The organism is Halolamina salina, from assembly GCF_054653455.1.
Window position 1 is genome coordinate 2200827 of sequence record NZ_BAAIGE010000002.1, and the last position, 26634, is coordinate 2227460.

General features: G+C 69.4%; 29 protein-coding genes and 2 tRNA genes. 20 read left to right on the forward strand and 11 right to left on the reverse strand.

Annotation, left to right across the window (positions count from 1 at the left end; translation table 11 throughout):
- Positions 1-110: 110 nt before the first annotated feature.
- On the forward strand, positions 111-2879 hold the full coding sequence (gene alaS, locus ACYQZ5_RS11745; protein WP_459846268.1) for an alanine--tRNA ligase: 2769 nt from the start codon (positions 111-113) through the stop codon (positions 2877-2879).
- A 58-nt stretch (positions 2880-2937) separates the two neighbouring features.
- Positions 2938-3576 (forward strand): DUF7979 domain-containing protein, encoded by a 639-nt coding sequence (locus ACYQZ5_RS11750; RefSeq protein ID WP_379732927.1) that lies wholly within the window; start codon positions 2938-2940, stop codon positions 3574-3576.
- Positions 3577-3583: 7 nt separating this feature from the next.
- Here the strand turns inward: ACYQZ5_RS11750 and ACYQZ5_RS11755 are convergent, their stop codons facing one another.
- Positions 3584-3793, reverse strand: coding sequence for a hypothetical protein (locus ACYQZ5_RS11755; protein ID WP_379732925.1), 210 nt, complete (start codon positions 3791-3793; stop codon positions 3584-3586).
- 87 nt (positions 3794-3880) lie between these two features.
- Between ACYQZ5_RS11755 and ACYQZ5_RS11760 the strand changes: the two genes are divergently transcribed.
- The 4 genes from ACYQZ5_RS11760 to ACYQZ5_RS11775 all read left to right on the forward strand — a co-directional run bounded on the left by ACYQZ5_RS11760 (position 3881) and on the right by ACYQZ5_RS11775 (position 6951).
- Positions 3881-4648, forward strand: coding sequence for an alpha/beta fold hydrolase (locus ACYQZ5_RS11760; RefSeq protein ID WP_379818552.1), 768 nt, complete (start codon positions 3881-3883; stop codon positions 4646-4648).
- 42 nt (positions 4649-4690) lie between these two features.
- Positions 4691-4861 carry a hypothetical protein gene (locus ACYQZ5_RS11765; RefSeq protein WP_379732376.1) on the forward strand — a complete coding sequence of 57 codons (171 nt, stop codon included), beginning with the start codon at positions 4691-4693 and terminating at the stop codon, positions 4859-4861.
- The gene (gene corA, locus ACYQZ5_RS11770; protein WP_379732375.1) at positions 4858-5844 is read left to right on the forward strand and encodes a magnesium/cobalt transporter CorA; all 987 of its coding nucleotides are present in this window, start codon (positions 4858-4860) and stop codon (positions 5842-5844) included. The genes ACYQZ5_RS11765 and corA overlap by 4 nt, the downstream gene beginning before the upstream one ends.
- Before the next feature lie 150 nt (positions 5845-5994).
- Positions 5995-6951, forward strand: a complete 957-nt coding sequence (locus ACYQZ5_RS11775) for an AEC family transporter (protein ID WP_459846272.1) — start codon at positions 5995-5997, stop codon at positions 6949-6951.
- A gap of 32 nt (positions 6952-6983) precedes the next feature.
- Here ACYQZ5_RS11775 and ACYQZ5_RS11780 read toward each other — a convergent pair whose 3' ends face one another.
- Entirely contained in the window at positions 6984-8426 is a 1443-nt protein-coding gene (locus tag ACYQZ5_RS11780; protein ID WP_459846273.1) for an MATE family efflux transporter, read from the reverse strand.
- A gap of 131 nt (positions 8427-8557) precedes the next feature.
- Here ACYQZ5_RS11780 and mtnP point away from each other — a divergent pair, with 131 nt between their 5' ends.
- A complete protein-coding gene (mtnP, locus tag ACYQZ5_RS11785; protein WP_379732816.1) occupies positions 8558-9424 on the forward strand; it encodes an S-methyl-5'-thioadenosine phosphorylase in 867 nt (288 codons plus the stop codon).
- Positions 9425-9987: 563 nt separating this feature from the next.
- Here mtnP and ACYQZ5_RS11790 read toward each other — a convergent pair.
- The 3 genes from ACYQZ5_RS11790 to ACYQZ5_RS11800 form a co-directional block, all read right to left on the reverse strand.
- Positions 9988-11916: an ABC transporter ATP-binding protein gene (locus ACYQZ5_RS11790; protein WP_379731700.1), complete on the reverse strand. Its 1929-nt coding sequence runs from the start codon at positions 11914-11916 to the stop codon at positions 9988-9990.
- A 143-nt stretch (positions 11917-12059) separates the two neighbouring features.
- Positions 12060-12335 carry a DUF7538 family protein gene (locus tag ACYQZ5_RS11795; protein WP_379731701.1) on the reverse strand — a complete coding sequence of 92 codons (276 nt, stop codon included), beginning with the start codon at positions 12333-12335 and terminating at the stop codon, positions 12060-12062.
- Positions 12332-12835, reverse strand: a complete 504-nt coding sequence (locus tag ACYQZ5_RS11800; RefSeq protein ID WP_379731703.1) for a DUF192 domain-containing protein — start codon at positions 12833-12835, stop codon at positions 12332-12334. Before ACYQZ5_RS11800 ends, ACYQZ5_RS11795 begins: the two co-directional genes overlap by 4 nt.
- An 84-nt stretch (positions 12836-12919) precedes the next feature.
- On the opposite strand from ACYQZ5_RS11800, the gene ACYQZ5_RS11805 reads away from it, so the two are divergent.
- The 7 genes from ACYQZ5_RS11805 to ACYQZ5_RS11835 all read left to right on the forward strand — a co-directional run bounded on the left by ACYQZ5_RS11805 (position 12920) and on the right by ACYQZ5_RS11835 (position 16972).
- Positions 12920-12992: transfer RNA gene (locus ACYQZ5_RS11805), tRNA-Val, on the forward strand.
- Positions 12993-13256: 264 nt separating this feature from the next.
- Positions 13257-13811, forward strand: coding sequence for an FxLYD domain-containing protein (locus ACYQZ5_RS11810; protein ID WP_379731704.1), 555 nt, complete (start codon positions 13257-13259; stop codon positions 13809-13811).
- Positions 13812-13872: 61 nt separating this feature from the next.
- Positions 13873-13946, forward strand: a tRNA-Phe gene (locus ACYQZ5_RS11815).
- Between the two features lie 121 nt (positions 13947-14067).
- A complete protein-coding gene (locus ACYQZ5_RS11820) occupies positions 14068-14706 on the forward strand; it encodes a hypothetical protein (protein ID WP_379818557.1) in 639 nt (212 codons plus the stop codon).
- Positions 14707-14764: 58 nt separating this feature from the next.
- Positions 14765-15622 carry an alpha/beta fold hydrolase gene (locus ACYQZ5_RS11825; protein WP_459846277.1) on the forward strand — a complete coding sequence of 286 codons (858 nt, stop codon included), beginning with the start codon at positions 14765-14767 and terminating at the stop codon, positions 15620-15622.
- A gap of 103 nt (positions 15623-15725) precedes the next feature.
- Complete coding sequence (locus tag ACYQZ5_RS11830) at positions 15726-16130, forward strand: DoxX family protein (protein WP_379732315.1); 405 nt, start codon at positions 15726-15728, stop codon at positions 16128-16130.
- A 59-nt stretch (positions 16131-16189) separates the two neighbouring features.
- Complete coding sequence (locus ACYQZ5_RS11835; protein WP_379732314.1) at positions 16190-16972, forward strand: enoyl-CoA hydratase/isomerase family protein; 783 nt, start codon at positions 16190-16192, stop codon at positions 16970-16972.
- A 1-nt stretch (position 16973) separates the two neighbouring features.
- Here ACYQZ5_RS11835 and ACYQZ5_RS11840 read toward each other — a convergent pair whose 3' ends face one another.
- Positions 16974-17534, reverse strand: a complete 561-nt coding sequence (locus ACYQZ5_RS11840) for a hypothetical protein (RefSeq protein WP_379732313.1) — start codon at positions 17532-17534, stop codon at positions 16974-16976.
- A 113-nt stretch (positions 17535-17647) separates the two neighbouring features.
- On the opposite strand from ACYQZ5_RS11840, the gene nucS reads away from it, so the two are divergent.
- Positions 17648-18424: an endonuclease NucS gene (gene nucS / locus ACYQZ5_RS11845; protein ID WP_379818920.1), complete on the forward strand. Its 777-nt coding sequence runs from the start codon at positions 17648-17650 to the stop codon at positions 18422-18424.
- Between the two features lie 58 nt (positions 18425-18482).
- Entirely contained in the window at positions 18483-19013 is a 531-nt protein-coding gene (locus ACYQZ5_RS11850; protein WP_379732943.1) for a 50S ribosomal protein L16, read from the forward strand.
- A gap of 13 nt (positions 19014-19026) precedes the next feature.
- On the opposite strand, the gene ACYQZ5_RS11855 is transcribed toward ACYQZ5_RS11850, so the two are convergent.
- Positions 19027-19188: a hypothetical protein gene (locus tag ACYQZ5_RS11855; RefSeq protein ID WP_379732945.1), complete on the reverse strand. Its 162-nt coding sequence runs from the start codon at positions 19186-19188 to the stop codon at positions 19027-19029.
- A gap of 116 nt (positions 19189-19304) precedes the next feature.
- Here ACYQZ5_RS11855 and ACYQZ5_RS11860 point away from each other — a divergent pair, with 116 nt between their 5' ends.
- The gene (locus ACYQZ5_RS11860; RefSeq protein WP_459846281.1) at positions 19305-20342 is read left to right on the forward strand and encodes a PfkB family carbohydrate kinase; all 1038 of its coding nucleotides are present in this window, start codon (positions 19305-19307) and stop codon (positions 20340-20342) included.
- On the opposite strand, the gene ACYQZ5_RS11865 is transcribed toward ACYQZ5_RS11860, so the two are convergent.
- A complete protein-coding gene (locus ACYQZ5_RS11865) occupies positions 20339-21766 on the reverse strand; it encodes a dihydrolipoyl dehydrogenase family protein (protein ID WP_379732030.1) in 1428 nt (475 codons plus the stop codon). The genes ACYQZ5_RS11860 and ACYQZ5_RS11865 overlap by 4 nt on opposite strands.
- Positions 21767-21805: 39 nt before the next feature.
- Positions 21806-22030 (reverse strand): DUF7860 family protein, encoded by a 225-nt coding sequence (locus ACYQZ5_RS11870; protein WP_379732029.1) that lies wholly within the window; start codon positions 22028-22030, stop codon positions 21806-21808.
- Positions 22031-22110: 80 nt separating this feature from the next.
- On the opposite strand from ACYQZ5_RS11870, the gene ACYQZ5_RS11875 reads away from it, so the two are divergent.
- Positions 22111-22353: a DUF8151 family protein gene (locus ACYQZ5_RS11875; RefSeq protein ID WP_379732028.1), complete on the forward strand. Its 243-nt coding sequence runs from the start codon at positions 22111-22113 to the stop codon at positions 22351-22353.
- Between the two features lies 1 nt (position 22354).
- On the opposite strand, the gene htpX is transcribed toward ACYQZ5_RS11875, so the two are convergent.
- Positions 22355-23227, reverse strand: a complete 873-nt coding sequence (gene htpX, locus ACYQZ5_RS11880; RefSeq protein ID WP_379732027.1) for a zinc metalloprotease HtpX — start codon at positions 23225-23227, stop codon at positions 22355-22357.
- Between the two features lie 87 nt (positions 23228-23314).
- On the opposite strand from htpX, the gene ACYQZ5_RS11885 reads away from it, so the two are divergent.
- Positions 23315-24025, forward strand: coding sequence for a fumarylacetoacetate hydrolase family protein (locus tag ACYQZ5_RS11885; RefSeq protein WP_379732026.1), 711 nt, complete (start codon positions 23315-23317; stop codon positions 24023-24025).
- A gap of 523 nt (positions 24026-24548) precedes the next feature.
- Positions 24549-25664, forward strand: coding sequence for a 60S ribosomal export protein NMD3 (locus ACYQZ5_RS11890; protein ID WP_379731536.1), 1116 nt, complete (start codon positions 24549-24551; stop codon positions 25662-25664).
- A 149-nt stretch (positions 25665-25813) separates the two neighbouring features.
- Here ACYQZ5_RS11890 and ACYQZ5_RS11895 read toward each other — a convergent pair whose 3' ends face one another.
- Complete coding sequence (locus ACYQZ5_RS11895; RefSeq protein WP_379731537.1) at positions 25814-26632, reverse strand: hypothetical protein; 819 nt, start codon at positions 26630-26632, stop codon at positions 25814-25816.
- Between the last annotated feature and the right edge of the window lie 2 nt (positions 26633-26634).

Below are 26634 nucleotides of genomic sequence, written 5' to 3' on the forward strand. Positions count from 1 at the left end.
CGGCGAGGGCGGCGCCAGCGGCCGGTGGAGCGCCCCGTCCGCCGGTGATCGAACGACTCGCCCGCACGAACCCCGGAATCCTTTTGCCCGGCGGTTGACCACATCCGGTAATGAGTGAGCTCGAGAGCGAGTACCGTCTCGACTACTTCGCCGAGAACGGGTTCGAACGGCAGACCTGTTCGTCGTGTGGCGCCCACTTCTGGAGCCGCGCCGAGCGCGACACCTGCGGCGAACCCCCCTGTGAGGACTACGGCTTCATCGACGACCCCGGGTTCGACGAGTCGTACTCGCTGGCGGAGATGCGCGAGGCGTTCCTCTCTTTCTTCGAGGAGCACGACCACGAGCGGATCGACCCCGCGCCCGTCGCCGCCAACCGCTGGCGCGACGACGTGCTCCTGACGCAGGCGTCGATCTACGACTTCCAGCCGCACGTCACCAGCGGCGAGTCGCCGCCGCCGGCGAACCCGCTCGTCGTCTCTCAGCCCTGCATCCGGATGCAGGACATCGACAACGTCGGGAAGACCGGCCGGCACACGATGGCGTTCGAGATGGGTGGCCACCACGCGTTCAACGCCGACGAGGGGACGGACTACGCCTACGAGGGCGAAGTGTACTGGAAGGACCAGTGTGTGGAGTACTGCGAGGACTTTTTCGCCTCCATGGGCGTCCCCCGCGAGGAGATTACGTTCATCGAGGACCCGTGGGTCGGCGGCGGCAACGCCGGCCCCGCCTTCGAGGTGATCTACAAGGGGCTCGAGCTGGCGACGCTCGTGTTCATGATGCTCGAACAGGACCGCGACGGCGAGTACGAGATGAAGGACGGCAACACGTACTCCGAGATGGACCGTCGGGTCGTCGACACGGGGTACGGGATCGAGCGCTGGACGTGGATGAGTCAGGGCACCCCCACGGTGTACGAGGCGATCTACCCCGAGTCCATCGAGTTCCTGAAGGACAACGCCGGGATCGACATGACCGAGGAGGAGCAGGATCTCGTCCACCGCGCCTCGAAGCTCGCGGGCCACATGGACATCGACGAGGCCGAGGACATGGAGGCCGCCCGCGACAACATCGCCGAGCGGCTCGACGTGTCCGTCGAGCGGCTCGAGGCGCTGATGGAGCCGCTGGAGTCGATCTACGCGATCGCCGACCACGCGCGCTGTCTCGCCTACATGTTCGGCGACGAGATCGTCCCCTCGAACGTCGGCACTGGCTACCTCGCCCGGATGGTGCTCCGCCGGACGAAGCGACTCGTCGACGACGTGGGGATCGACGTGCCGCTGGACGAACTGGTCGACCGCGAGGCCGAGCGGCTCGGCTACGAGAACCGCGACACGATCCGCGACATCGTCCGTACCGAGGAGCGCAAGTACGAGGAGACGCTCGAGCGCGGCCGGCGGAAGGTCCAGCAGTTGGCCGACGACCACGCCGCGGCCGGGACGCCGATCCCGACGGAGAAGCTGATCGAGCTGTACGACTCCCACGGGATCCAGCCGTCGATGGTGGCCGAGATCGCCCACGAACGCGGCGCCGAGGTGAACGAGCCGGACGACTTCTACTCGCTGGTCGCCGAGCGCCACGACGCCGAGGAGGCGCTCGAGGAGGGCGGCGAGGACGAGAACCGCGTCGAGGACCTCCCGGAGACCGACCAGCTCTACTACGAGGATCAGGACCGCATGGAGTTCGAGGCGGTCGTGCTCGACGTGCTCGACCGCGAGGAGGGGTACGACGTGGTACTCGACCAGACGATGTTCTACCCGGAGGGCGGCGGCCAGCCCGCCGACCACGGGACGCTCGTGAGCGAGGACGGCAGCGTCGAGGTGGTCGACGTACAGATGCGCGACGGCGTGATCCTCCACCGGACCACCGGAAGCCCCGAGAAAGGCGAGTTCGTCACCGGGAAGATCGACGCCGAGCGCCGACGCCGCCTGATGCAGCACCACACCGCGACCCACATCGTCGGCGCGGCCGCGCGACGGGTGCTCGGCGACCACGTCCGGCAGGCCGGCGCCCAGAAGGGCGTCGATAGCTCGCGGCTGGACGTGAACCACTACGACCGCGTGAGCCGCGAGGAGGTCAGAGAGATCGAGCGCGTCGCCAACGAGATGGTGACCGACAACACCAGCGTCCGACAGGAGTGGCCCGAGCGCCACGAGGCCGAGGCCGAGCACGGCTTCGACCTCTACCAGGGCGGGATCCCGCCGGGAGAGAACATCCGCCTGATCCACGTCGGCGACGACGTACAGGCCTGTGGCGGCACCCACGTCGATCGGACGGGCGACGTGGGGACGATCAAGGTGCTGAACACCGAGCCGGTACAGGACGGCGTCGAGCGGTTCGTCTTCGCCGCGGGGCCGGCCGCGATCGAGGCGACACAGGACACCGAGGACGCCCTCTACGACGCCGCCGACACGTTCGACGTGAACCCACAGGAGGTGCCCGACGCCGCCGAGCGCTTCTTCACCGAGTGGAAGGAGCGCGGCAAAACGATCGAGGACCTCAAATCCCAGCTCGCGGAAGCCCGCGCGGGCGGCGGTGAGGACGCCGAGGAGGTCGAGATCGACGGCGCGACCGCCGTGATCCAGCGCATCGACGCCGACGCCGACGAGCTACAGGCCACCGCGAACGCGCTGGTCGAGGAGGGGAAGGTCGCGGTCGTCGGCTCCGGCGCCGACGGCTCCGCCCAGATCGTCGTCGGCGTCCCCGACGGCGTCGACATCGACGCCGGCGAAGTGATCGGCGAACTCGCCCGCACGGTCGGCGGCGGCGGCGGCGGCCCGCCGGACTTCGCACAGGGCGGCGGCCCGGACGTGGACGCGCTCGACGAGGCACTCGAGGAGGCGCCCGACGTGCTCCGCCGGCAGAAACAGGCGGCGTAAGCGGCGCTTCCGGCCGATCCGGCACAAGGGTTTCAACTGCCGGCATGGAACTGTGGGTATGCGGAAACTGGTCCCCGCAGTCGCGCTCGCGGCGGCGATCCTCCTCGCTGGCTGTATCGGCGGCGTCGGCACGCCCGGGACGGACGGGTCGCCGACACCGACGCAGACGGCGACTGAGACGCCGACGACGGCATCGCCCACGAGCACGGCCGAGTCCGAACGCGTCGTCGCGTACGAGGAGCTGAACAGTCACCAACAGCAGGCGTTCCGGGACGCGATCGACGGCGAGGCGAGCTTCGTCCCGAACACGTCGTACGTGAACGACTCCGCGGGGTACGACTTCGAGCACGTCGATCCGTTCCGGGAGCACGAGTACGTCCGGTACGAGGGCGAACTGTACGAGATCTCCACCCACCCGGGGGAGCTGTACGCCGCCTACCAGATCCGAACGTCCGTCGGCTCGCCGGGCGAGAACGCGACCGTCGTCGCGCTCGAAGACCTCCCGGAGCGCGTCCGTGAGGAAGTCCGGACGGCGATCATCGAGGGCGAGTACTACGCGCCGTACGGGAAGTGGGACTCGCTCCCCGAGTCGCTACAGGACGTGGAGTACGTCCGGTACGAGAACGAGACCTACGAGACGGCCTACGTCGTCGGCGACGCGTGGGCGACGGTGGTGACGGTCGAGAAAGTCGAGTGAGGGGACGTTACCGCTTCGCCAACCGCCCGTCACACTGCGGACAGCTGTCGGGCGCCGCCCCCGCGAGCTCCGTCGTCCGCTTGTTGTAGCAGTCCGAACAGAGCAGTACCCCACAGCGCTGGCACTCGTAGCCGTCGTAGCTCGCGAGGCCGAGCGTGTCCGCGAGCCCCCCACCCGTGGCGTCGAGGTGCGCGCCACAGCGTTCGCACGCAGGCATGGGGGAAGCGTCAGTACCGACGGGTTTCAAACTGTTCATCGGTTCTCCGCCGGAACGATCAACACCGAGCCGGCCGAACCGCCGGCCGTGCCTCACGCGAACACCGACGGCGTCTCGCTGTACTACGAGACCGACGGCGACGGCGAGGCGGTGCTGTGCTGCGGCGACGTCGGCCTCGGCGCGTGGCAGTGGGGCTGGCAGCACGCCGCCCTCGCCGGGCCGTACGAACTGATCGTGGCCGACACGCGGGGCTGCGGGCGCTCGGACGACCCGCCCGCGGACTGCACCGTCGAGACGCTGGCCGAGGACGCCGTGGCGGTGCTGCGGGACCACGGCGTCCGCTCAGCCCACGTCGTCGGCGCCGGCCTCGGCGGGATGGTCGCGCTCGAACTCGCCCGGAGCACCGGCCGCGTCCGGTCGCTCACGCTGCTCGGCACCGCGCTCTCGGGCGACGGCTACGACCCCGAGCCGCTGTTCGCGCCGCCAACGGACGCAGCGGCGCTGCGGGCCTCGCTGGAGTCGGCGTTCTCCCGCGAGTTCGTCGACGAGCAGGCCGACGCGATCAGCCAGTTCGTCGAGTGGCGCGCCGCCGAGGACGCCGACCGCGAGGCCTGGGAGCGACAGGCCGCCGCGCTCGAGGAGTTCGCCGTCGAAAAACCGTACGAGATCACCGAGCCGGCGCTCGTGGTCCACGGGGGCGACGACCGGCTCTGCCCGCCGGCCCGGGGGCGCGAGCTCGCCGAGGACCTGCCGAACGCGGAGCTGTTCGAGGTCGAGGGCGCGGGCCACCTCGTCGGCGTCGAGGCGTCGAAGGTCGTCAACGACCGGCTGCGGACGTTCCTGGAGTCGGCGTAGCGCGCGGGCGGCTTTAACTACCCGTCGCCCGAACGCCGGCGCATGGAACCACGGAGAGTCGCGGGCGGCGGCCTGCTGGTCGCCGGCCTGCTGAGCTACGGCGTCGGGATCTACGTCCCCTACCCCGGTCGCGCGTTCTCGCTGACGGCGGTGATGGTGGGGATCGTGCTCGTGGCGACGGGGGACGGCCCGCGGTCGGAGGGGGAGCCGTGACGCTCCAGGCGGTCGTCTACACGGGCGCCGGCGTCGAGGAGTACGACGACGTGGGCGCGGCCGTGGAGGCCCCGGGGGAGACGTGGATCCACGCCTCCGCGGGTGAGCGGTCGGATCTGGAGGCGATCAGGGAGCGGTTCGACATCCACCCGCTGGCCGTCGAGGACGCCCTCGACGAGAACACCCGGCCGAAGACCGAGGAGTACGGCGACCACACGTTCGTGCTGATGAAGACCACGCAGCTAAGCCAGCGCGACGACGTGGCGTTCGGGAAGGAGATCCAGAGCCGGTCGGTGGGGCTGTTCGTCGGCGACGGCTGGCTGGTGACGATCGCGCCGCCGGACCTCGAACTGGTCGCGCCGACGGCGTCCGCTTGGACCCGCGACAGCAGCCGCGTCGCCGACCGGGGCGCCGACTTCCTCGCCTACCGCGTGCTCGACGCGATCGTCGACGACTACTTCGACGTGCTCGACGAGATCGAGACCGACATCGAGGCCGTCGAGGAGCGGGTGCTCCACGATCCCGAGCCGGAGATCCTCGAGGAGCTTAACGGCGTGCGCCGGGACCTGCTCGCGTTCCGGAAAGTCGCGTGGCCCGCCCGGGAGGCCGTCTCCTCGCTCGCCCGCGGCGACGTACCGCAGGTCGCCGAGAGCAACGAGAAGTACTTCCGGGACGTCTCCGACCACCTCGTGCAGGTGGTGGACCTGATCGAGACGTACCGCGACCTGACCGGCGGCTCGCGGGACATCTACCTCAACGCCGTCTCCCAGTCGACCAACGACGTGATGAAGACGCTCACGGTCGTCGCGGCGATTTTCATCCCGCTGACGTTCGTCGTCGGCGTCTACGGGATGAACTTCTCGGGGACCCCCTTCGCGATGCCGGAACTCGGCTGGACGTACGGCTACCCGGCGACGATGCTCGGGATGGCGCTGGTGGCGGCGCTGCTGCTCGGCCACTTCCGCCGGCAGGGGTGGCTCTGAGGCGGTCGCACTCCTCGTCCCGGCTCCGTCCCGCGGTGCTTCGCGTTTCCTCGTCATCCGGGGGATCCCGTTCGACGGTGCGTGAGCCGTCGTACCGGCCGATCGCCGGGACCGAACCCCTCTTGATCCCGCGCCGATCACGCTTCCGTAGTGGCACTGATCGACATCTTCGTCTCGGCCATCCTGCCGATCGTCCTGATCGCGGGCGTCGGCTTCACCCTCGGCCGGGCGAAAGACGTGGAGCCCGGGCCGCTCAACACGGCGACGGTGTACGTGCTCGCGCCGGCGCTGGTGCTCCACAGCCTGCTCGACACGGGGCTGGGCGGCGAGACGCTGGTCCGCCTCGCCGCGGCGGTCACCGCGTTCACGCTGGGGATGGCGGCGCTTGTGGAGCTCTCGGGCCGGCTGCTCGGCGTCGACGACGCGACGCTGTCGGCGCTGGTGCTCGTCTCGACGTTCCCCAACGCCGGCAACTACGGTATCCCGGTCAGCGACTTCGCGTTCGGCACCGTCGGCCGGGGGGTGGCGGTGCTGTACGTCGCCGCCCAGTCGGTGCTGATGTACACCGTCGGCGTCTACGTCGCCTCCCGCGGCGGCGGGAGCGCGGGGCTGGGCGCGCTCAAGCGCGTGTTCCGCATCCCGCTGATCTACGCGGTCGCCGCGGGCCTGCTCATGCGGGCGCTGGGACTCGTGCCCGCGGGCGGCTCGACCGCGATGGAGACGCTGCGGCTGGTCGGCGACGCCTCGATCCCCGTGATGCTGCTGATCCTCGGCATCCAGCTCGCGAACACCGACTTCGGCGCCGCGCCGTTCCAGATCGGCGTCGCGAGCGCGGGGAAGATGGTCGTCGCGCCGGCGGTCGCCATCGGCGTCGCCCTGCTGGTCGGCTTCGAGGAGCCGACCGTCGCCCGGACGTTCGTGCTGGAGTCGGCGATGCCCGCGGCGGTGACGCCGCTGGTCCTCCTGATCGAGTTCGCCGACGACGTGGAGGTCGGCGGCGTCAGCGCCCCGGAGTTCGTCTCGACGGCCGTGGCGGCGACGACGCTTTTGTCGGTGCCGGTGCTGACGGTGCTGATCTCGGTGTTGCAGTCCGGCGCGCTCGTTTAGTTGCCCCTCGCTGCCTCTCCGTGCCGCCGTGATCAGTCGTCGCTGTGCCGGGGCACGTTCCGCCCCGGCGACACCGGCGCCGAGTCGACGACCGCCGACTTCCACGTCCCGCGGGAGAGCCACGCGAGGGCAGCCACCGCGCCCACGATGTCGCCCAGTGCGACAGCCGTCCAGACGCCGGTCGGCCCCCACCCCAGCGGAAACGCGAGCAGGTACGTCGCCGGGAGGCGGACGACCCACAGTGCGAGCAGCGAGAGCGCCAGCGCTGTCGTGGTGTTGCCCGCGCCGCGGAACGTCCCCATCGCGACCTGAAACACGCCGAAGAACACGAACGCGACGCTGGCGATCCTGAGGTACGTCGCGGCGTGGTCGATCGTCGCGACGGCGCCCGCCGTCGTCGCGGGGAGGAACAGGGCGACGATCGGCTCCGGGACGGCGGCGACGACGACCGCGACGACCGAGAGCACGGCGACGACCAGCCCCGTCCCGAGCTTGACGGCTTGGGTCGCGCGCTCTGGCTCGGCGGCGCCGAGGTTCTGGCCGACCGCGGTGTCCATCGCCTGTGAGAGCCCCATCGCGGGCAGCGTGACGACCGAGATCAGGCGGTTGCCGAGACCGTAGGCGGCGACGACCGCCGGCGGGAACGTCGCGACCATCGCGGTGGCGGCGACTATCGCGAGCGCGGTACCGGACTGCTCCAGCGCGGTCGGGACGCCCAACTCGACGATCTGGCGGACCGGGCCGGGCTTCGGGATCAGGTCCCGGGGGTCGATCGTCGGGCCGAGGTCAGTGCCGAACAGGACGTACAGCCCCGCGACCGTCGCGATCCCGCGGGAGGTGACGGTCGCAATCGCGGCGCCCTCGACGCCCAGCGCGGGGAACACCCACCAGCCGAAGATCAGGAACGGGTCGAGCGCGACGTTGACGACGACGGAGAGGATCATCACCACAAGCGGCGTGCGCGTGTCGCCGGTGCCGCGCATCAGCGCCGAGAACACGAAGAAGCCGAACAGGGCGGGCGAGCCGAGGAAGAACACCCGCATGTACTCGGCGGCGCGGGGGACGATCCGCTCGGCAGTCACGGGATCGGCCGGCAGCAGCGCGAGCAGCGGTCCCGTCGCGAGGAAGCCGATCGCGCCGACGACGACCGAGACGATGCCGACGAAGCCGAGGGTCTGGCCCGCGATCCGGCCGGCCGCGCGGTCGCCGCCCGCCCCGGTGTGCTGGGCGACGAGGATCGCGCCCGCGGCGGTGAAGCCGCCGCCGATCGAGATCACAAGGAACACGAGCGGGAAGGCGAGGCTGAGCGCGCCGACGGCGTCGGCGGAGAGCCGCCCCAGCCAGATCGTGTCGACGAGGTTGTAGGCGACCTGGAGGAGCTGGATCGCCACCAGCGGCCACGCCAGCCGGACCAGCGGCCGGAGCAGCGGGCCCCGCGTGAGCGAGGAGCGTTCGGCGTGCGGGGCGGAGGTCATACGTATCGAAGGTCCCGGGGGGTCTTGAACTCGCGCAACAGTGGGTAGCACGGTACACTCGCCGGGATCGGTTTCGGGAGGTCGGCGTCGAACCGCCCCCGTTTATTCCGTTGGGTGGCGAAGGGGCGACCATGACCATCGGCTTCATCGGCGGATCGGGCATCTACGAGGCGCTCCCGCTGCACAACACCCGCGAAGTGACGGTCCAGACGCCGTACGGCTCGCCGTCGTCGCCGGTCACCATCGGCGAGTTCGGCGAGACGGGCCGGGAGGTCGCCTTTCTCCCGCGGCACGGCCCGGACCACCAGCACTCGCCGACGAACCTCCCCTACCGCGCGAACATCTACGCACTGAAGCAGGTGGGCGTGACCCACGTGCTCGCGACGAACGCGGTCGGCAGCCTGCGCGAGGACCTGCCGCCGCGGACGCTCGTCGTCCCCGACCAGATCTACGACCGCACCAAGCACCGGGATCTCTCCTTCTTCGGCGACGGGATCGTCGTTCACCAGCCGTTCGCGCAGCCGTACTGCCCCGAGATGGTCGACCACCTCGCGAGCGCGGCCGAGGCCGTCGAGACCGACGCCGGCGTCGAGGAGGGCGGCACGTACGTCTGCATCGAGGGGCCGCAGTACTCCACGAAGGCCGAGTCGGAGTTCTACCGCGATCAGGGGTGGGATATCGTGGGCATGACCGCGATCCCGGAGGCCAAGCTGGCCCGCGAGGCCGAGATGTGCTACGCGACGCTCGCCGGCGTCACCGACTACGACGTGTGGAAGGACGACCACGAGGTGACGCTGCAGGAGGTGCTGGAGAACGCCGAGGCCAACGAGGAGGCGATCAAGGCCGCGATCGAGGAGGCGATCCGCACGTTCCCTGAGGGCCACGAGTGCGACTGTCACAGCTCGCTGGAGGGGACGATCAACACGCCGACCGACGCGATTCCGGAGGAGACCCGCGAACGCGTGGACCTGTTCGTCGGGGAGTATCTGGACGACTGAGGCGAATTCTTTTTCGTTCGTCTCTCGGCAATATGGGTCTGGGCCGACATCCACTGGAACAGCGATAGCTTCAGCGACGGCGACCGCGACAGCAACTCGATCGTTGGCAACTGAGACAGCGACCACGACAGCAGTACGATCGTAGACCACTTGTGACCACAGTGCGCCGGGCAGAAAGCCCGGCGCAGCGCCGACTCCCCACCCCTCCCCCGCGGGCCGGCGACCGGTGCCGGCCCGCGGCGTCCACCGCCACCCCACCGCGGTCGCTGTCGGCGCGAAGCAGGAGCGCCCCTTGTGGGCGCGACCGGCGCGAGGGACGAGCGACCAGCGGGAGCGAGTCGGTTGGGGAGGTTCGAGGGCTGTGCGGGGCGGTGCGGTCGCAAGTGGTCATGCTCACTCCGCGGTCATAATCGCAGTCGGAACAACGGAGCCAGCGGTCGCGGTCGAAACCACGGAGTCAGCGGTACGTCCACTGTCGAAATAACGAACGGCGAGATACTGTCTACTCCCGTCAAAACGAAGAAGAAATCCGCCACCGAGAAGACCGCCGCCGACGAAGTTCCCTAATCGTCGTCGACGTCCACGTCAGCCTGCGCGTGTCGCTCCTGGGCGCGCTCGATGAACTCCTCGGGAAGCTCGTCGATCTCGCCGGCCTGCACGCCCCAGAGGTGGGCGTAGAGGCCGTCCTCCGCGATCAGCTCCTCGTGGGTACCGCGCTCGGCGACCTGCCCGTCTTCGAGGACGAGGATCTGGTCGGCGTCCTTGATCGTCGACAGCCGGTGGGCGATCGCGAACGTAGTGCGGTCCTCGGTCAGCTTGTCGATGGAGCGCTGGATCAGCATCTCCGTCTCCGTGTCCACGTCGGAGGTCGCCTCGTCGAGGACGAGGATCTCCGGGTCCTTCAGGATCGCCCGCGCGATCGAGAGCCGCTGGCGCTGCCCGCCCGAGAGCTTCACGCCGCGCTCGCCGATCTCGGTCTCGTACCCCTCGGGGAGGTTCATGATGAACTCGTGGGCCTCGGCGGCCTTGGCGGCCTCGACGACCTCCTCGTGGGAGGCGCCGAACGTCCCGTACTCGATGTTGTCCGACACCGTCCCGTAGAACATGAACGTGTCCTGCGAGACGTACCCCAGCTTCTTCCGGAGCGAGGGGATGGTCACGTCGCGGATGTCTTGGTGGTCGATCTCGATCGACCCCTCGTCCACGTCGTACATCCGCAGCAGGAGCTTCAGCACCGTCGACTTCCCGGCGCCGGTGGGACCGACGAGCGCGAGCGTGTCACCGCCCTCGACCTCGAAGTTGACGTCCTCGACGATGGTCTCCTCGTCGTAGCCGAAGCTCACGTCGTCGTACTCGACGTGGCCGTCGGTGACCTCGAGCGCCTGCGCGTCGGGGTCCTCGACGATCCGGGAGGGCGTGTCCATCAGCCCGAACAGGCGGGCGCTGGAGGCGCGAGCCCGCTGGTACATGTTGATGATCGAGCCGAACTGCGCCATCGGCCAGATGAACCGCTGGGTGTAGAGGATGAACGTCGTGAACACGCCGGGGTTGAGCGTCTCCTGCCCGCCGGTGATCCACAGCGGCGCCTCGCCGAGCACCCAGAGGCCGCCGACGGCGAAGGTGATGATGAAGCCGATACCGGCGATGACCCGCAGCGCGGGGAAGAAGAGGATCCGCGTCTCGATGGCGTCCCAGTTGGCGTCGTAGTAGTCCTGGGAGACGTCGTCGACGCGGTCGGACTCGAACCCCTCCGTGTTGAACGTCTTGATGACCTTGATCCCGCCGAGGTTGTTCTCGAGTCGGCTGTTGAGGTGGCCGACCGTCTTGCGCACGGTGGCGTACTTGGGCTGGATGATGTCGATGAACTTCCAGGTGATGAGGGCGATGATCGGCACCGGCAGCAGCGCCACCAGCGCGAGGCGGGGGTTCAGCCAGATCATGATGCCCGCGATGCCCAGCACCATCACCGAGAGCCGGAACAGCGAGTTCATCCCCTCGTTGAGGAACCGTTCGAGGCGGTTCACGTCGTTCGAGAGGATGGACATCATCTCGCCGGTCTGCTTCTCGGCGAAGAAGTCCATGTTCAGCCGCTGCATCTTGTCGTACGTGTCCGTACGGATCGTGTGCTGGATCGTCTGGGCGAAGGAGTTCCAGCCGTAGTTTCGCACCCAGTGGAACGCCGACCCGCCGAAGAAGGAGACGCCCAAAAGCGTGATGGCGAACCAGAACTGCGGCATCGTCTCGGTGGGGATGAAGCTCTGGGGGACCAGCGGGAGGTCGAACTGTTCGGGACCGAAGATCGCGTCGATGGCGATCCCCAGCAGCAGCGGCGGGAGGAGGTCGAGGACCCGGGCGGCGACGCTCCCGAGGAAGCCGATACCGAAGTAGCGGGCGTTGGGCCACCCGTACTCCTCGAACAACCGCCGCATCGGGTTATCCGTCTTCTGACGGATATCCTCGAAGGGATCGTCCTCGTCGGAGGGATGTGACATTGTTCACCGCGACGCAATGCCCCTCAAAAGGTCTTACGAATCGAAACACTCGAACGGCCGGGTGAACCGGTCGAAAACGCCGGTATCGGTCGGGCGGGGCGGGGAAAGGAGTAGCTTGTGGTCGTGTGTGCCAAGAGAACGTGTTACAAGGTCCGGCTCTCGGCGGTCGAGTCGACGCCCGCGGCGTCGAGATCCTCGCGGATCCGAGCGCGGAGGGGGTCGGGTACCGTGTCGCGGCCGACGGGGACCGCGGTCTCGCCGTCGCCTTTGACTTTCCAGTAGAGCACGCAGTCGCTGGGCGCGTAGTACTCGACGCTGTAGCGGTCGCCGTCGCCGCGGTAGTGGACGCGGGCGGCGAACCCCTCGGCAGTCCACCCCTCGCGCTCGGCCAGCGCGTCGACGGCGTCGTACTCGCTCACGCGTCGGCCTCCGTGGTCGGGACGGCGGTTCGGTTCTCCTCGGGGATCACGACGCGGTCGCCGACCGTAATCCCGTGCTTGACCGTGTACTCGTAGGGGATCTCGACGACGTACTTCCCGTACCCCTCGTAGGTGGGACTCTCCTCGCCCTCGGGCGGCACCTCGGCGTGGTGGATGGTCGTGATCGTGCCGTTCTCGGCGACGAACACTATGTCGATGGGGAACGCCATGTCCCGCATCACGTAGCCGTGGGTCGCCTCGCGGGGGTGGACGAACAGCATCCCCTCGTCGGGACCGAGCGCCTTGTGGTTGCTGAGGCCGGTGTAGCGCTCATCCCACGTGTCCGAGACGTCCACCGCGACGGTCGCGAGCTCGGTGTCGTTCTCGCTGTCGACGAACGTGACGGTGGTCTGTTCGGTGTCGTCGAGGACGACGTACGCGCCGGCACCGGCGACGACGGCGAGCACGAGGAGGACTGCGAGCAGGGAACGGTTCCGCACGGCTCCCGAGAGGGGCTACGGGGTGCTAAGCGTTGCGACGGAGAGCGAAATCGTTATTCGCGCGGCGTCGGTGTGTTCGCGTGCGGGCTCGTGGTCTAGTGGTTATGACGCTTCCCTTACAAGGAAGAGGCCGGTGGTTCAAATCCGCCCGAGCCCACTTCTGATTCCTCGCGACGACGAGCGCCAGCGAGGAGTCCGTAGAATCGAAGTGGGCGAGAAGGATTTGAAGCAGGGAGTGAAGCGAACGGATTGAGCGGAACGACCGTGGTTCAAATCCGCCCGAGCCCACTACTTCTGTGCGAACGAAGTGAGCACGAAGTAGTGACAGCGACCCCCAATCCCCCAACTCTACCGTCCAACAGACCTATTGGTGCCGGGAATCTCCCCCGAGTGAGGCCACTCGGCCGAGGAAGAACCACCAATGAACCGGAAACACGTCGCGATCGCGGCGCTCGTCGTCGTGATCGCACTGGGAGGGGTCGCCGCCGCGCTGGTGACCGGGTTCGGCCCGGCCCCCGGCGGCGACGGGGGGAGTGAAGGACCGTCGACGCCGTACGAGAATACGGTCGTCGTCGATGGAACCGACTCGGGCGGGGGTGACGCCGGCAGCGGCGGCGAGGGAGGCGCCACGGCCACCGCGGCGCCGGAGCCGTTCACGTTCGTGATCGAGAACATCACGGAGTGTGGGCAGACGTGCCGGGACGTGAACGGCACTATCGTGAATCAGCAGGACCACACCGCCGAGGACGTCGTGATACGGTCAGAGATCTACACCGACGGCGAGATGATCTGGAGCGGGAGCTCCGAGGTCGGCGACCTGGCGTCGGGGGAGTCCTACACCGACACCAAGCGCGTCGAGCTCAGCTACACCGAGGCGTACCAAGTCCAGCAGAACGACGGGCAGATCGAGGTCAAGACGTTCGTCGAGACCGCGAACGCGACGTACGTGTTCACGGAGACGCGAAACGTCACCTGATCGTCGCCGGCTCGCGGTTTTTCGAAATCCTTAATGCCGGATCGGGCGTTCGTCCGACTGCGCCGCCTTAGCTCAGATTGGGAGAGCACTCGACTGAAGATCGAGCTGTCCCCCGTTCAAATCGGGGAGGCGGCATTTTCCTGCGAACCGACGAGGGAGCGAAGCGGCCGAGCTGTAAGCAGTGGGGGCCAGTTCCTGCGAACCGCCGACCGCCTTCAAGGGGCTTTTTCTGTCGGCGGCCGAAGCCGAACCGACGATGCCCTCCACACGCAGGCGCCTGCTCGCGACCGCCGCGACGGGCGGCACGATCCTCCTCGCCGGCTGTACCGGCCAACTCCCCGGAACCGGGCCACGGCGCGTCGACGCCGTCGAGACCGGCGGCGAGCGCGAACTCGTCTGGCAGTACCCCGCCGCCGAGGTCGAGGAACACGACGACGGCGTGGGGTACGGCTCCGTGACGTTCGAGGGCGACCGGTCCTCCGACGGGGGGTCGGGTCGCCTCGCGTTCGAGCTGAACACGACCGTCGGCGGGATCGCCGCGACCGAGGCGTACACCGACTACGAGGCCGACTGGGCGCGGTTCCGGCTCGGCCCGCCGAACGCCTACACCGCCACCCACCCCTTCGAGATGTGGGTCCAACCACCGACAGGGGGGTTCGACCTCCGGACCGGGTACGACCACCGCGCCGGCCGCCGCGAACTCGTCGTCGAACTCCCCGGGATCGACACAGGCGGCACGATCACGCTCCCGGTCCTGTTCGACCCGAGCGACGACGCCGTTCCGGACCTGTTCCACTGCTCGTTCACGGTCGAAGCGTCCGAGCCCGGCGCATTCGGCGAGACGGTCCGGGCCAGCAGCCGTGGAACGATCGAGATCGCCGCGGCGCGATCGTGATTGCCGCCGTCGCGGCGCCGACGACCGACCGCTCGCCGACCGACCACCCCTCCGAACAGTGACAGCCCCTCCCCACACCACGACGTGCAGCACAGCCGAGAACCGACAGCTCGCCTACGCCGAGTACGGCGACCCCGACGGCGTCCCCGTCCTCTTCCTCCACGGGACGCCCGGCTCGCGCCGGCTCGGAGAACTGTTCGCCGACGACGCCGAGGAACGGGGGGTCCGCCTGCTCGCCCCCGACCGGCCGGGGTACGGGCGCTCCGAGCCGTGGCTCGATCGCTCCGTCGCGGACGCCGGGACGTACCTCGCCGACCTCCTCGACGACGCCGGCGTCGAGTCGGCCGGCGTGATCGGCTTCTCCGGCGGCGGCGCGCACGCGCTGGCGCTCGCGGCGACCCGCCCGGGCCGCGTCGAGAGCGTCGATCTCGTCGCCGGGACGACCCCGCCGGGCGTGGCCGCGGAGACGCCGACGCCACAGCGCGTGCTCTCGGGGCTGGCGGGGGCGACGCCGCGACTGCTCGGCGGGCTGTTCCGTGCGCAGGCGTGGCTCGCCGCGCGGCGCGACCCGTCGTTCGTGCTCGCACAGTACACTGACGACCCCGAATCGGTTCCGGAAGCGGCGGCGGAGACTGTGAAGGCGGACTTCCTCGACGCGCTCGCCGATTCCCGCTCCGGCGCCGTCACCGAGTTCGGGAACACCGCGACGACGTGGGAAATCGCGCTCGACGACGTTCGCGCGGACGTTCGCGTCCGGCACGGCGACGACGACACCAACGTCCCGCTCGTGAACGCCCGGCGACTCCACGAACGGCTCCCGTCGGCCGAACTCCACGTCCTCGACGGCGCCGACCACCTCGAAACGCTGTTGGGAGCGACGCCGGACGCGCTGACCGCTCACGCGGAGGACGCGTAGCTGCGGCGACCGGTGATCGCGCCCCACTCTTGCGAACCGGTCACCGAGCGAGCACCGCTCTCGTGGAGGAACGTTCTTGCTGCCGGCGGCCGAGCCGCGAATAATGAGCGACTCAGACAGCGGGCGAGCGCTGCGGACGGTCATGGGGCTGCTCTACGTCGTCGCCGGCGTGAGCCACATCCTCGCGCCGCGGGCGTTCGAGCGAGTGGTGCCGCCACAGCTCCCGCGGCCGAAAGGGCTGGTGTACCTCTCCGGTATCGCCGAGATCGTTCTCGGCGCTGGCGTGCTGTTCGAGCGGACCCGCCGCCCCTCGGCGTGGGGGATCGTCGCGCTCCTGATCGCCGTCTTCCCGGCGAACGTCTACACCGTCACCGACGACGTGGCCCCCGAACTCGTGCCCGACCGGTTCGACGACGCCGCCCGGCTCGCGGCGTTGCTCCGGCTACCGATGCAGGCCGTGCTGGTGGGCTGGGCGTGGCTGTACACCCGGCCGGAGCAGGACGGCTGAACGTCCGGTGTGACTGAGTGCCCGGTAGCTCTTTGCACTCGCCCCCGCGACCGCCGTGTATGCCCGAGTACGGCCCCTACCGTCACCTCGACGCCGTCGTCGAGGACGGCCTCGCGACGCTCACTCTCGATCGGCCGGAGACCCACAACGCGCTGAACACGGCGCTGATGCACGACCTCGGCCGGGCGTTCGCCGAGATCGAGGGCGACCGCTCGATCGACGCGGTGGTGATCGAGGGCGCCGGCGACGAGGCGTTCTCCGCCGGCGCCGACCTCGCGGAGTACGCCGGCCCGACTGCCGAGCACGACCCGACACAGCGCGAGCGGCAGGCGCGGTTCCACGAGATATTCCGGGCGCCCCACGACTGTCACGCGCCGGTGATCGCGAAGATCGACGGCTTCTGCGTCGGCGGCGGGCTGGTGCTGGCTCTCTACTGCGACCTCCGGGTCGCCAGCGAGGGGTCGACGTTCGGTCTCCCGACCGCCGCAGTCGGGCTGCTCCCCACCGGCGGCGCGACCCGGCGGCTGGTCGACGCCGTCGGCGAATCCACCGCGAAGGAGCTGGTGTTCACCGCCGAGCGAATCGACGCCGACCGTGCCCGGGAGATCGGGCTGCTGACCGACGTAGTTCCGACAGAATCGCTGGACGAGCGCGTCGCCGAACTCGTAGCGTCGATGAGCGACGTGGGGACGGCCGCACGAGAACGGGCGAAACGGGCGATCAACGCCGCCGTCGCGGCGCCGGATCCCGCGACCGCACGGGAACGCGAGGCGTCGCTGTGGTGGGAGCAGTTCGAGAGTGCAGAACGCCGGGAGCGCGTCGAGTCGTTCCTCGACGGGTAGCTCAGTTCTCCGCGTCGTCGTCGGTCGGTTCCTCCTCGGCTGCCTCTTCCTCAGTAGATTCCTCGTCGTCTGCCTCTTCAGCTTCTTCCTCAGTGGATTCCTCCTCGTCCGACTCGTCAGCCTCTTCCTCAGTAGATTCCTCGTCGTCTACCTCCTCCGACTCGCCGGCTTCCGCTTCCTCCTCGTCGCCAGCAGCAGATTCCTCCTCAGCTGCCTCCTCAGTCTCCTCCCCGGCAGAGTCCGACTCGTCAGCTTCCGCTGCTTCATCTTCGGCAGCGTCTTCCTCGTCAGTTTCCTCCTCGGTAGGCTCCTCGTCGTCCGATTCGTCGGCTTCGGCAGCCTCGTCGGCCGACTCTTGCTCGGCGGCTGCCGCCTCCTCCGCGCTGTCGGCTTCGGTGTCGCCGCCCGCTTCCGCCACGGGACCGGCGCCACGGACCACGCTCTCGCTCGGGGAGTCGTCCGCCCAAGTGTCCGTCTCGGCGTACAGCAGGTACAGCACCGGCACGATCAGCAGGACGAGGAACGCGATGCCGCCGACGTAGGTGAGTATGGGGTCGACCATGCCTCCCCTTTTCCCCGGGGGGACTGTATGTGCTACGGCTTCCGTTGGGAGGCCGTCACGACGCGCATCCGCGGGACCGTCGGCCATTTGTCCCTCGGCTGCCAACGGTCGGTGTGAGCGTGACCACTCTCCACCGGCCCGCCCACCGCGACGCGCTGGCCGCGCTGTCGGCCGCGTTCGACCGCGGGGAGATGGTCACCGTGTTCGGACGCTGTACCGTGGAGTACGACGGCCGCGCGAGCTCCTCGCTCGGCCCGGGCGACCGCCTGCTGATCCTCAAGCCCGACGGGACGGCGCTGGTCCACACCGACGAGCAGCGGACGCCGGTGAACTGGCAGCCCCCGGGGTCGGAACACCGCGTCGCGATCCGGGACGGTCGCCTGCGCGTGCGAAGCGAGCGCGAGAACCCCGACGAGACGCTCGACGTGCGCTTCGAGCGCGTCGAGCAGGTGTCGGCGCTCCCGGTCACCGGCGGCCGGAGCGTCGACGTGTTCGGCAGCGAGGAGGACCTCCGCCAGCGGATCCTCGAGAACCCCCAGCTCGTGGAGCCGGGGTTCGAGCCTACGGCCACGGAACGTGAGACCGCCGCCGGCCCCGTCGACGTGTTCGGTCACGACGACGAAGGGCGCCCCGTGGTCGTCGAGCTGAAGCGCCGGCGCGTCGGCCCGGACGCCGCGGGCCAGCTCGGCCGGTACGTCGAGGCACTGGCCCGAGAGGTGCCCGACGGCGTCGACGTTCGCGGAATCCTCGTCGCCCCCTCGGTGACCGATCGCGCCCGGGAGCTGCTGGCCGAGAAGGGGCTTGCACACGTCCCGGTCGAGCCGCCGGGGGGCGACGCGTCGGCGACGGCCGGGGAGCCGTCACCGGCCGCCGAGGGCGACGACCGTTGACTCGGCCACGCATCGAAGGGTTTAATCGCCGGCTGGGCCTCAGAACAGCCAAGTAGCCATGTCTGACAAGCCCGCCTCCATGTACCGGGAGATCGACAAGCCGTCGTACACCCGGCGAGAGTACATCACCGGTATCCCCGGCTCGAAGATCGCCCAGCACAACATGGGCGACCTGCAGGCAGATCCCGACGACTACCCCGTCAAGATCTCCCTGCGCCCCGAGGAGACGCTGCAGATCCGCCACGGCTCCCTCGAGTCCGCGCGGCTCTCGGCCAACCGCCACCTGATCAAGGAACTCGGCGAGGGCAACTACAAGATGGTGCTCCGCAAGTTCCCCCACCAGGTGCTCCGAGAGAACAAGCAGGCGACCGGCGCCGGCGCCGACCGCGTCTCCGACGGGATGCGGCAGGCGTTCGGGAAGCCGGTCGGCACCGCCGCCCGCATCGAGCAGGGCGAGAACATCTTCACGGCCTACTGTGAGGTCGAGCAGGCCGACGCCGTGAAGGAGGCGTTCCGCCGCGCCTACAACAAGATGTCGCCGCCCTGCCGCATCGTCGTCGAGCGCGGCGAGGACCTGCTCGTCCGGTAACCCCTCTCGCGGATCACTTCCGTTTCTCTTCACCGCCCAGCGGGACGCTCACCGTCCGATCGCTGGCGAACAGCGCGAACAACGCGAACAGCGCGTACAGCGCCGGCTCGTTCGTGACGACGCCGAAGACGCCGAGCACGCCCAACACGCCCAGTCTGCTGACGGGAACCTTCATACGTGTATTTTGGTTGTCAGTATTGAAAAGCCGCCGGGTCAGTTCCCGGAGCGTGGGAACCCGAACCCTCGCTACCGAGCGTAGCGCCCTTCCCCCTCCCACCCGAAACCGCGCCCATGCCCTACCAGCGCCTCGCCCGACGGCTGGCTGATCCCCCCGCGCCGGCGGTGAGCACGCTCCCCGACGGGAGCGTCGACCGCTACTGTCGGCTCTCGGCGGGCGCGCTCGACCCCGTCGAGCGACGGCGCACGTTCGTCCGCGAGGCCGAGAGCGGCGGCCGGAAGGGGTTCGGGCTGGATCCCGAGTCGATCGAACCCGGCGGCCAGTCGGTCAACGCCGCCCAGCAGGCCCACGCGCTCGGTGCCGACGCGACCTGCTACGGCCACCTCGACGACCCCGAACCGGGCCGCGACGTCTTCGCCGACCTCCCGTTCGAGGCCGTCTCGATGGGGCGACCGGCGATCGTGAACGTGCTCGACTTCGACGACAGCGACCTGCTGCTCGTGGAAGCGTCGTCCGACCTCTCGGCGTGGACGCTCGCGGACCTCCGGGAAGCCGCGCCGCTCCCGGTCGTGTTCGGCACGGACGCCGTCGTCTGTACGAACTGGGTGTCGACGCCGGGGATGGCCGACGCGTTCCACGCCCTCGGCGGCGAGTCGATCCCGCGGGTGCCGTTCGTGTTCGACCCCGGCGACGTGCTGGGGAGCGACCTCGGCGATCACCGCGAACTGCGCGGGGCGCTGCGCGCGCTCGGGGAGAGCGTCGACGTCGTGCTCTCGGTGAACCGGTCCGAACTCCACGCGATCGCCGCCGCGCTCCCCGACCCGCCGGCGCCGCCGGTCGACGACGAGGACCGCGTGCTCGCGGTCCGCGAAGCGATCGACGCCCCGGTGGTGAAACACGGGAAGGGGGAGGCGCTCGCCGCGACGAGTGAGGGGGTCGTCCGCGTCGACAACCCCGTCGTCGAGGACCGCCGGCAGATCGGCGGCGGCGACCGCTTCGCCGGCGGGCTGGCGGTCGGACTGGGCGCCGACTGGGGCTGGCCGACCGCGCTGGCCTGCGGGAACGCGTGTGCGAGCCACTACGTCGCGACCGGCGACACCGCGTCGGCGACGGTTCTCCGGGAGTGGCTGCTGGATCGCGGGATCGCTTAGTCGAGTTCGTCGGTCGCGTCGCGCAACAGCCCGTCGAGGATCTCCGGCGTCGTCGGGTGGAACGCTCGATCGGGGATCTCCCGGGCGTCCAGCCCCATCTCGACGATCACCTGCATCGTCTTGGCCATCACGTCGGCGTGGTAGTGCAGCCCCTGGTAGCCGACGACCGTGCCGTCGCGGGCGACCACCAGTTCGGCGAGCCCTCGCGGCGCGTCCTTCGTCTTGAATACGCCGTCGTCGGCCGCCAAGCGACGGGTGACGATCGGATCGTCGAGCGCCTCGCGGGCGGTCTCGGCGGTGTGGCCGACCCGGACGTAGGGGTAGACGCCCGCAGCCGTGAACATGACGCGGTGGGGCGTGAACTCGTAGGACTCCAGCGCCTCGCCCCGGGCATGGGCGAGCACGTTCTCGGCGGCCAGCTGTCCCTGCTCTTTCGCGATGTGAAGCAGCGGCTCCTTCCCGTTCACGTCGCCCGGGAAGAACAGCGTCTCCGCGTCGGCGGCCTGCATCGTGTCCTCGACGAACCCGGGCTGGGCGTCGATCCCCGCGCTCTCCAGCCCGAGTCCGTCGACGTTCGGCCGGCGGCCGGTGAACAGGAACAGCTCCTCGGCCTCGACTACGCGCTCGCCGACACCGGCCTCCTCGCAGGTGAGCCTGACCCCGCCGTCGTCGGTCGGTTCAAGTCGTTTCTCGTCGGTGTTCGTCAGGATCTCGACGCCGAACTCCTCGCGGTAGCACTCCAGTATCTCGTCGCCGAAGGCGGGCGGCGCGTCGTCGAGCGGTCGGTCGTCGTGCTCGATCACGGTCAGGTCGACGCCGGCCTCCGCGAGGTAGGGGACCATCTCCAGCCCGACGTAGCCAAAGCCCATCACCACCCCGGAGTCCGGGAGGTCGGTCGCGTCGAGCACGTCCGCGGAGTCCATGTAGTCCACGTCGTCGACCCCGGGGAGGTCGGGGACGTTCACCGTGCTCCCGGTACAGACCGCGACGTAGTCGGCATCGAGGGCGCGCGTTGGCTCGCCATCGGGACCGTCCTCGAACAGTTCCACGCGGTCGGCGCCGTCGAGCCGGGCGGTCGCGTGGACGAACTCCACGCCCGACCGCTCGGCGAGGTCGTGGACGTGCCCGCGGCGGTGTTCGGCGAAGCCGAGGACGTGATCGTCTTTGGTGTCGACGATGGAGTCGAGGTCCATCTCGTGAGCGGGACCGTCGAGGCGGTGATCCGTGCGGGCCTGATAGCGGTGGGCCGCCGCCGAGAGCACCTCCTTGGAGGGCATACAGCCCCGGAGGATACAGAGCCCGCCGCCGGGCTCGCCGTCGTCGACGAGGGTGAGGCGGTCGATCTCCCCGCCGACGTGGTCGACGAGGCCGTCGGCGACGGCGACGCCGGCGCTGCCGTAGGCACCGATGATGACGACGTGCATACTCCCCGCGACGGGTGTCGGGGTAAAAGAGCTACCCCCCTACTCCGTCAGCGGGAGGACGATCCCGAACAGGATCGGGCTGAGGACGAACGCCAGCAGCCCGACCCCGGCCACGACGAGGAACAGCGTCTCCTCCCACGCCGGGACCGACACGTAGTTCTCCGCGACGTAGCCGCCGATCTCGCCCACGAACATGAGGGCGAGGCCGAACAGGACGCCGCGCTTCACGACCGACGGGTAGTCGATGGATCCGTATCTGCCCATCTCGGGTCGGCCGTGGGCGCGTCTCGACATACGTCTTTCGAGCGCGTAACGTATATCGCTCCCGACGCGTACTTCGTGGCATGGCTTCCGGCATCCCGGAGATGGCGATCGAGATCGGCACGCTGCTGGCCTACGCGGCGCTGTCGGGCGTACTGACTTACGCCGGCGTGCTCTCCGAGCAGTCGGCGGTCGAAACGTTCGCCGGCGGCCCGACGCCGCTCGCGGTCTGGTTTCTGGTCCTCGGCGCGGCCGCGATCTACGGCGGCGTCGTGCTGGTGGGCCGAGAGCTGTTCGTGGTGCGCCTGCTGGCGCTGTTGAACTGAGTTACTGCGTCTCCATCTCGCGTTCGAGCTCGCGCAGGCGCTCGACGCGGTTCTCCGTGGTCGGGTGGGTTCGGAACAGCTTGCCGACGAACCCCGACTTGATCGGGATGACGAAGAACGCGTTCATCTCCGAGCTCTCGCGCAGGTCCTTGTCGGGCACGCGGTCCATGCTGCCGTCGATCGTCAGCAGCGCCGACGCCAGCGCCGACGGCTTGCCGGTGATCGCCGCGCCGCCGCGGTCGGCCGCGAACTCGCGGTAGCGCGAGAGCAGCCGGATCAGCAGGAACGAGAGCACCCAGACGGCGAAGGAGGCGACGACCGCGACGAGGACGGGCGCGCCGCCCTCCCGGTCGCCGCCGCCGAACAGGAAGCCGAACCGGACGACCATGAACGCCAGCGTCGAGAGGAACGAGGCGATGGTCATCACCATCACGTCGCGGTTCTTGACGTGGGCGAGCTCGTGGGCCAGCACGCCCTCAAGTTCGTCGTCGTCGAGCGTGCGCAGCAGCCCCCGGGTCACACAGACGGTCGCGTTCTTCTGGGACCGGCCGGCCGCGAACGCGTTGGGGATCTCCGTGTCCGCGACCGCGACGGTCGGCTTGGGCAGGTCGGCCTGCTGACAGAGGCGCTCGATCGTCGCGTGGAGCTCGGGGTACTCCTCGCGGTCGACCTCGTGGGCGCCCATGCTCCGCAGCGCGAGCTTGTCGCTGAAGAAGAACTGGCCGAGCATGAACAGCCCCATCACGACCACGATACCGGTCATCCCGAGATCCGTCAGCGAGAGGACGGCGATGAAGACGACGTAGAGGAGGCCGAGCAGCAGCATGGTCCCGCCCATGCGCGCCCGAAGCCCCCAGTCCGCTTTCCACTCCATATCGGTGGATGGACGTTCGGGCGCTTAAACCCCTCCCTGCCGGCCCGCGAGCCGAACCCCTATACGCCCACCGGCACAGCCCCACGTATGCGACTCGCACGGGTCGAGACCGGCGACGGCGTCGTCGCCGGCGAGTACGTCGACGGCGCGGTCGAGAGCGACGGGGAGCGCTACGTGGTCGGCGAGGACGGCACGCTCGCGCCGCCGTGTGACCCCTCCGCCGTCTACTGTATCGGCCGGAACTACGCCGAGACGCTGGAACAGAAGGGGTACGAGCGCCCCGAGCAGCCGACGTTCTTCATCAAGCCGCCGGCGTCGGTGATCTCCCACGGGGCGCCAATCCCGTACCCGACGTTTTCGGAGGAGGTGACCTACGCGGGCGAGCTCGCGGCCGTGATCGGCGAACGGTGTCACGATCTGACGCCGGAGGAGGCCGAGGAGGTGGTTCGGGGGTTCACGATCATGAACGACGTGGACGCGCTGGACCAGCCCGGGCTGACCTCGCGGAAGGCGTTCGACGGCTCCGGGCCGCTGGGGCCGTGGATCGAGACGGACGTGGACCCGCGGGGGATCGACATGTACACCGAGATCGACGGCGAGCGCCGGCAGGAGGCGAACACGGAGCTGATGCTGTGGGGACCGTACGAACTGCTCTCGTTCCTCTCGGAGCGGTTCACGTTCCGCCCCGGCGACGTGGTCGCGTTCGGGAGTCCGGGGAACCCGGGGACGATCGAGCCGGGGAACGAGGTGGAGATCTGGTACGAGGGGATCGGGACGCTGCGGAATTCGGTGGAGTAGTCGCCTGAGGCGTCGGTCGCGTGGGAGTCGGCGGAAGGTGTTTCCACAGTACCAGCACCTCGATCGTCGGCAACTGGAACAGCGACGGCAACCGCAACAGCACCTCGTTCGTAGACCACTTGTGACCGCAGTGCGCCGGACACGAGGTCCGGCGCAGCGCCGAGTCCCCACTCCTCCCCCCGCCGGCGCCGACGGTCGGCGCCGGCGAGGCGTCCACCGCCACCGCACCGCTGTGGCAGTCGGCGCGAAGCGCGAGCGCTTCCGTGCGCGAGCCGAGCGCGAGGGACGAGCGAGCGAACGGATGTGAGCGAGTGAGTCGGCTGGGGAGGCGTGTGGGCTGTGCGGGGCAGTGCGGTCACAAGGTGCCAACGATCGAACTGCTGTCGCGGTTGTGGGAGTAGTAGATCGAGACGCTGTCGCGGTCGCTGTTCGCGGTGCCGACTTGACCCTCACAGAATCGACGCACATCATCCCCAAACACACAGCGCGGTCCTTATCAGTCCGAACCGACGATTCAGCAGTAATGAGTAAGTCCGGCGAGTTCTGCCCTCGCTGCGGCGACGACGTGCCCGAGCGCCCCGAGCCGCTCCCCGGGGAGCCGCGGGACCGCGACGCCGCACTCTGTGACGCCTGCTACTTCGAGCAGTTCGACCTCGTCGACGCCCCCGACCGCATCGAAGTGCTCGTCTGCTCGCGCTGTGGCGCGGTCCACCGCGGCAACCGCTGGGTCGACGTGGGTGCGAAAGACTACACCGACGTGGCCGTCGACGAAGTCGCGGAAGCCCTCGGCGTCCACCTCAAGGCCGAACAGGTCCAGTGGGGTGTCGACCCCGAACAGGTCGACCAGAACACGATCCGTATGCACTGCACGTTCTCGGGCATCGTCCGCGGTACGCCCGTCGAAGAGCAGGTCGTGGTCCCCGTCAAGGTCTCCCGCGGCACCTGCGAGCGCTGTGGCCGGATCTCGGGCGGCTCCTACGCCGGCGAGGTGCAGGTCCGCGCCGAGGAGCGCGTCCCCACCAGCGACGAGCGCGAGCGCGCCATCGAGATCGCCAACGAGATGGTGCGGGAACGCGAGGCCGACGGCGACCGCGAGGCGTTCGTCACCGAAGCCAAGGAGGTGAAAGACGGCGCCGACATCAAGCTCTCGACCAACAAACTGGGTCGGGCGCTCTCGAAGCGCCTCGTCGAGGAGTTCGGCGGCGAGTTCGAGGAGTACGCCACCCTCGTCACCGAGGACTCCGACGGCAACGAGGTGTACCGCGTGACGTTCTCGGTCCGGCTGCCGCGCTACCGGCCGGGGGAGATCATCGACCCCGAGGACGGCGACGGACCGGTGCTCGTCACCTCCGTCCGCGGAAACCTCAAGGGGACCAGACTCGCCTCCGGCGAGCGCTACGAGGCCCGCTTCGGCGAGGGCGACGCGCCCGACGCGCGCCGGCTGGGCGAGCGCGCGGACGCCGTCGAGACGACCGTCGTCGCCGTCGAGGACGAGCACGCGGTGCAGGTGCTCGACCCCGAGACGTTCGAGACGGTGAGCATCCCGCGACCCGACTTCTTCGACACCGACGCCGAGCAGGTGCGGGTGCTGAAGTCCCGCTCGGGGCTGCACATGGTGCCCGAGGACGACGCCGCGTAGGGCGAACACGCACGAGCGCCGCCGACGCGGAAGCTTAAGCCGCTGGAACGACCCTCTCCGGTATGAACTGGAAGCAGCTGCTCGCGATCACGATGGTCGTGCTGATGCTCGGCTCCTCGTTGGCGTACGCGCTGGCGCTCTGAACGGCTCTACGGCCGGTACTCGCGGTTTATCGCGTCGAAGATCCAGCCGAGGATCGGCCGGCTCGTCCCCGCGGGCCGCTCGACGCTCACGTCGTTCCACCGATCGTAGCGGTAGCGCTGCCAGTCCGTCTCGTTGCCGTTGGCCGTGCGGATCGTGATCGACCGGAGCCAGCCCGACTCCGCGTCGACGGCCACGGTGACGTTCGCGTCGAAGGAGTCGGGCGGCGCCGACGCGTTCTCCGAACTGCCGAGCAGGCGGCTCGCGACCGTGTCGTTGTCGGTCCGGAGCCGGATCGTCCCGTTCGATTCCGAGACGGTCGTCTCGACGGCATCGCTCGACAGCGTCGCCGCCAGATCGCTCCGGTCGAGACGGTCGGCGTCCGCCCAGAGGTTCAGCGCCCGCGACTGGCTCCGGTCGGGGGCCTCGGGGAAGTCGGTGAACGTCGCGCTGACCTCGTCGGCGTACACGTCCGGACCGACGCCGAAGTACCCCTCGCCGTTGGCGACGGCGTACTCGCGGTCGCTGCGCTCGACGCTGTACCGGAGGAACACGCAGCCGTCGCCCCGCCGCGTCACGTTCGCGTCGTCACACGGTGTGATCCAGTCCATCCGGTAGTCGTTGGTGCCCGTGGCGTTCAGGGCGTCCAGCGCGACCTGCTCCGGTGGCGCGTCGGTATCGACGCTCTGGGGTTCGGGCGGGGAGTAGAACGGGTCCGCGATCCCGACAGAGCCCATGAGCAGCACGGTCAGGACGGCGGCGATCGCCATCCGGCGGAAGATGTCCTCGCCGAAGCGAGCCCGGAGGGCGTCGGTGAGACGGCTCACGA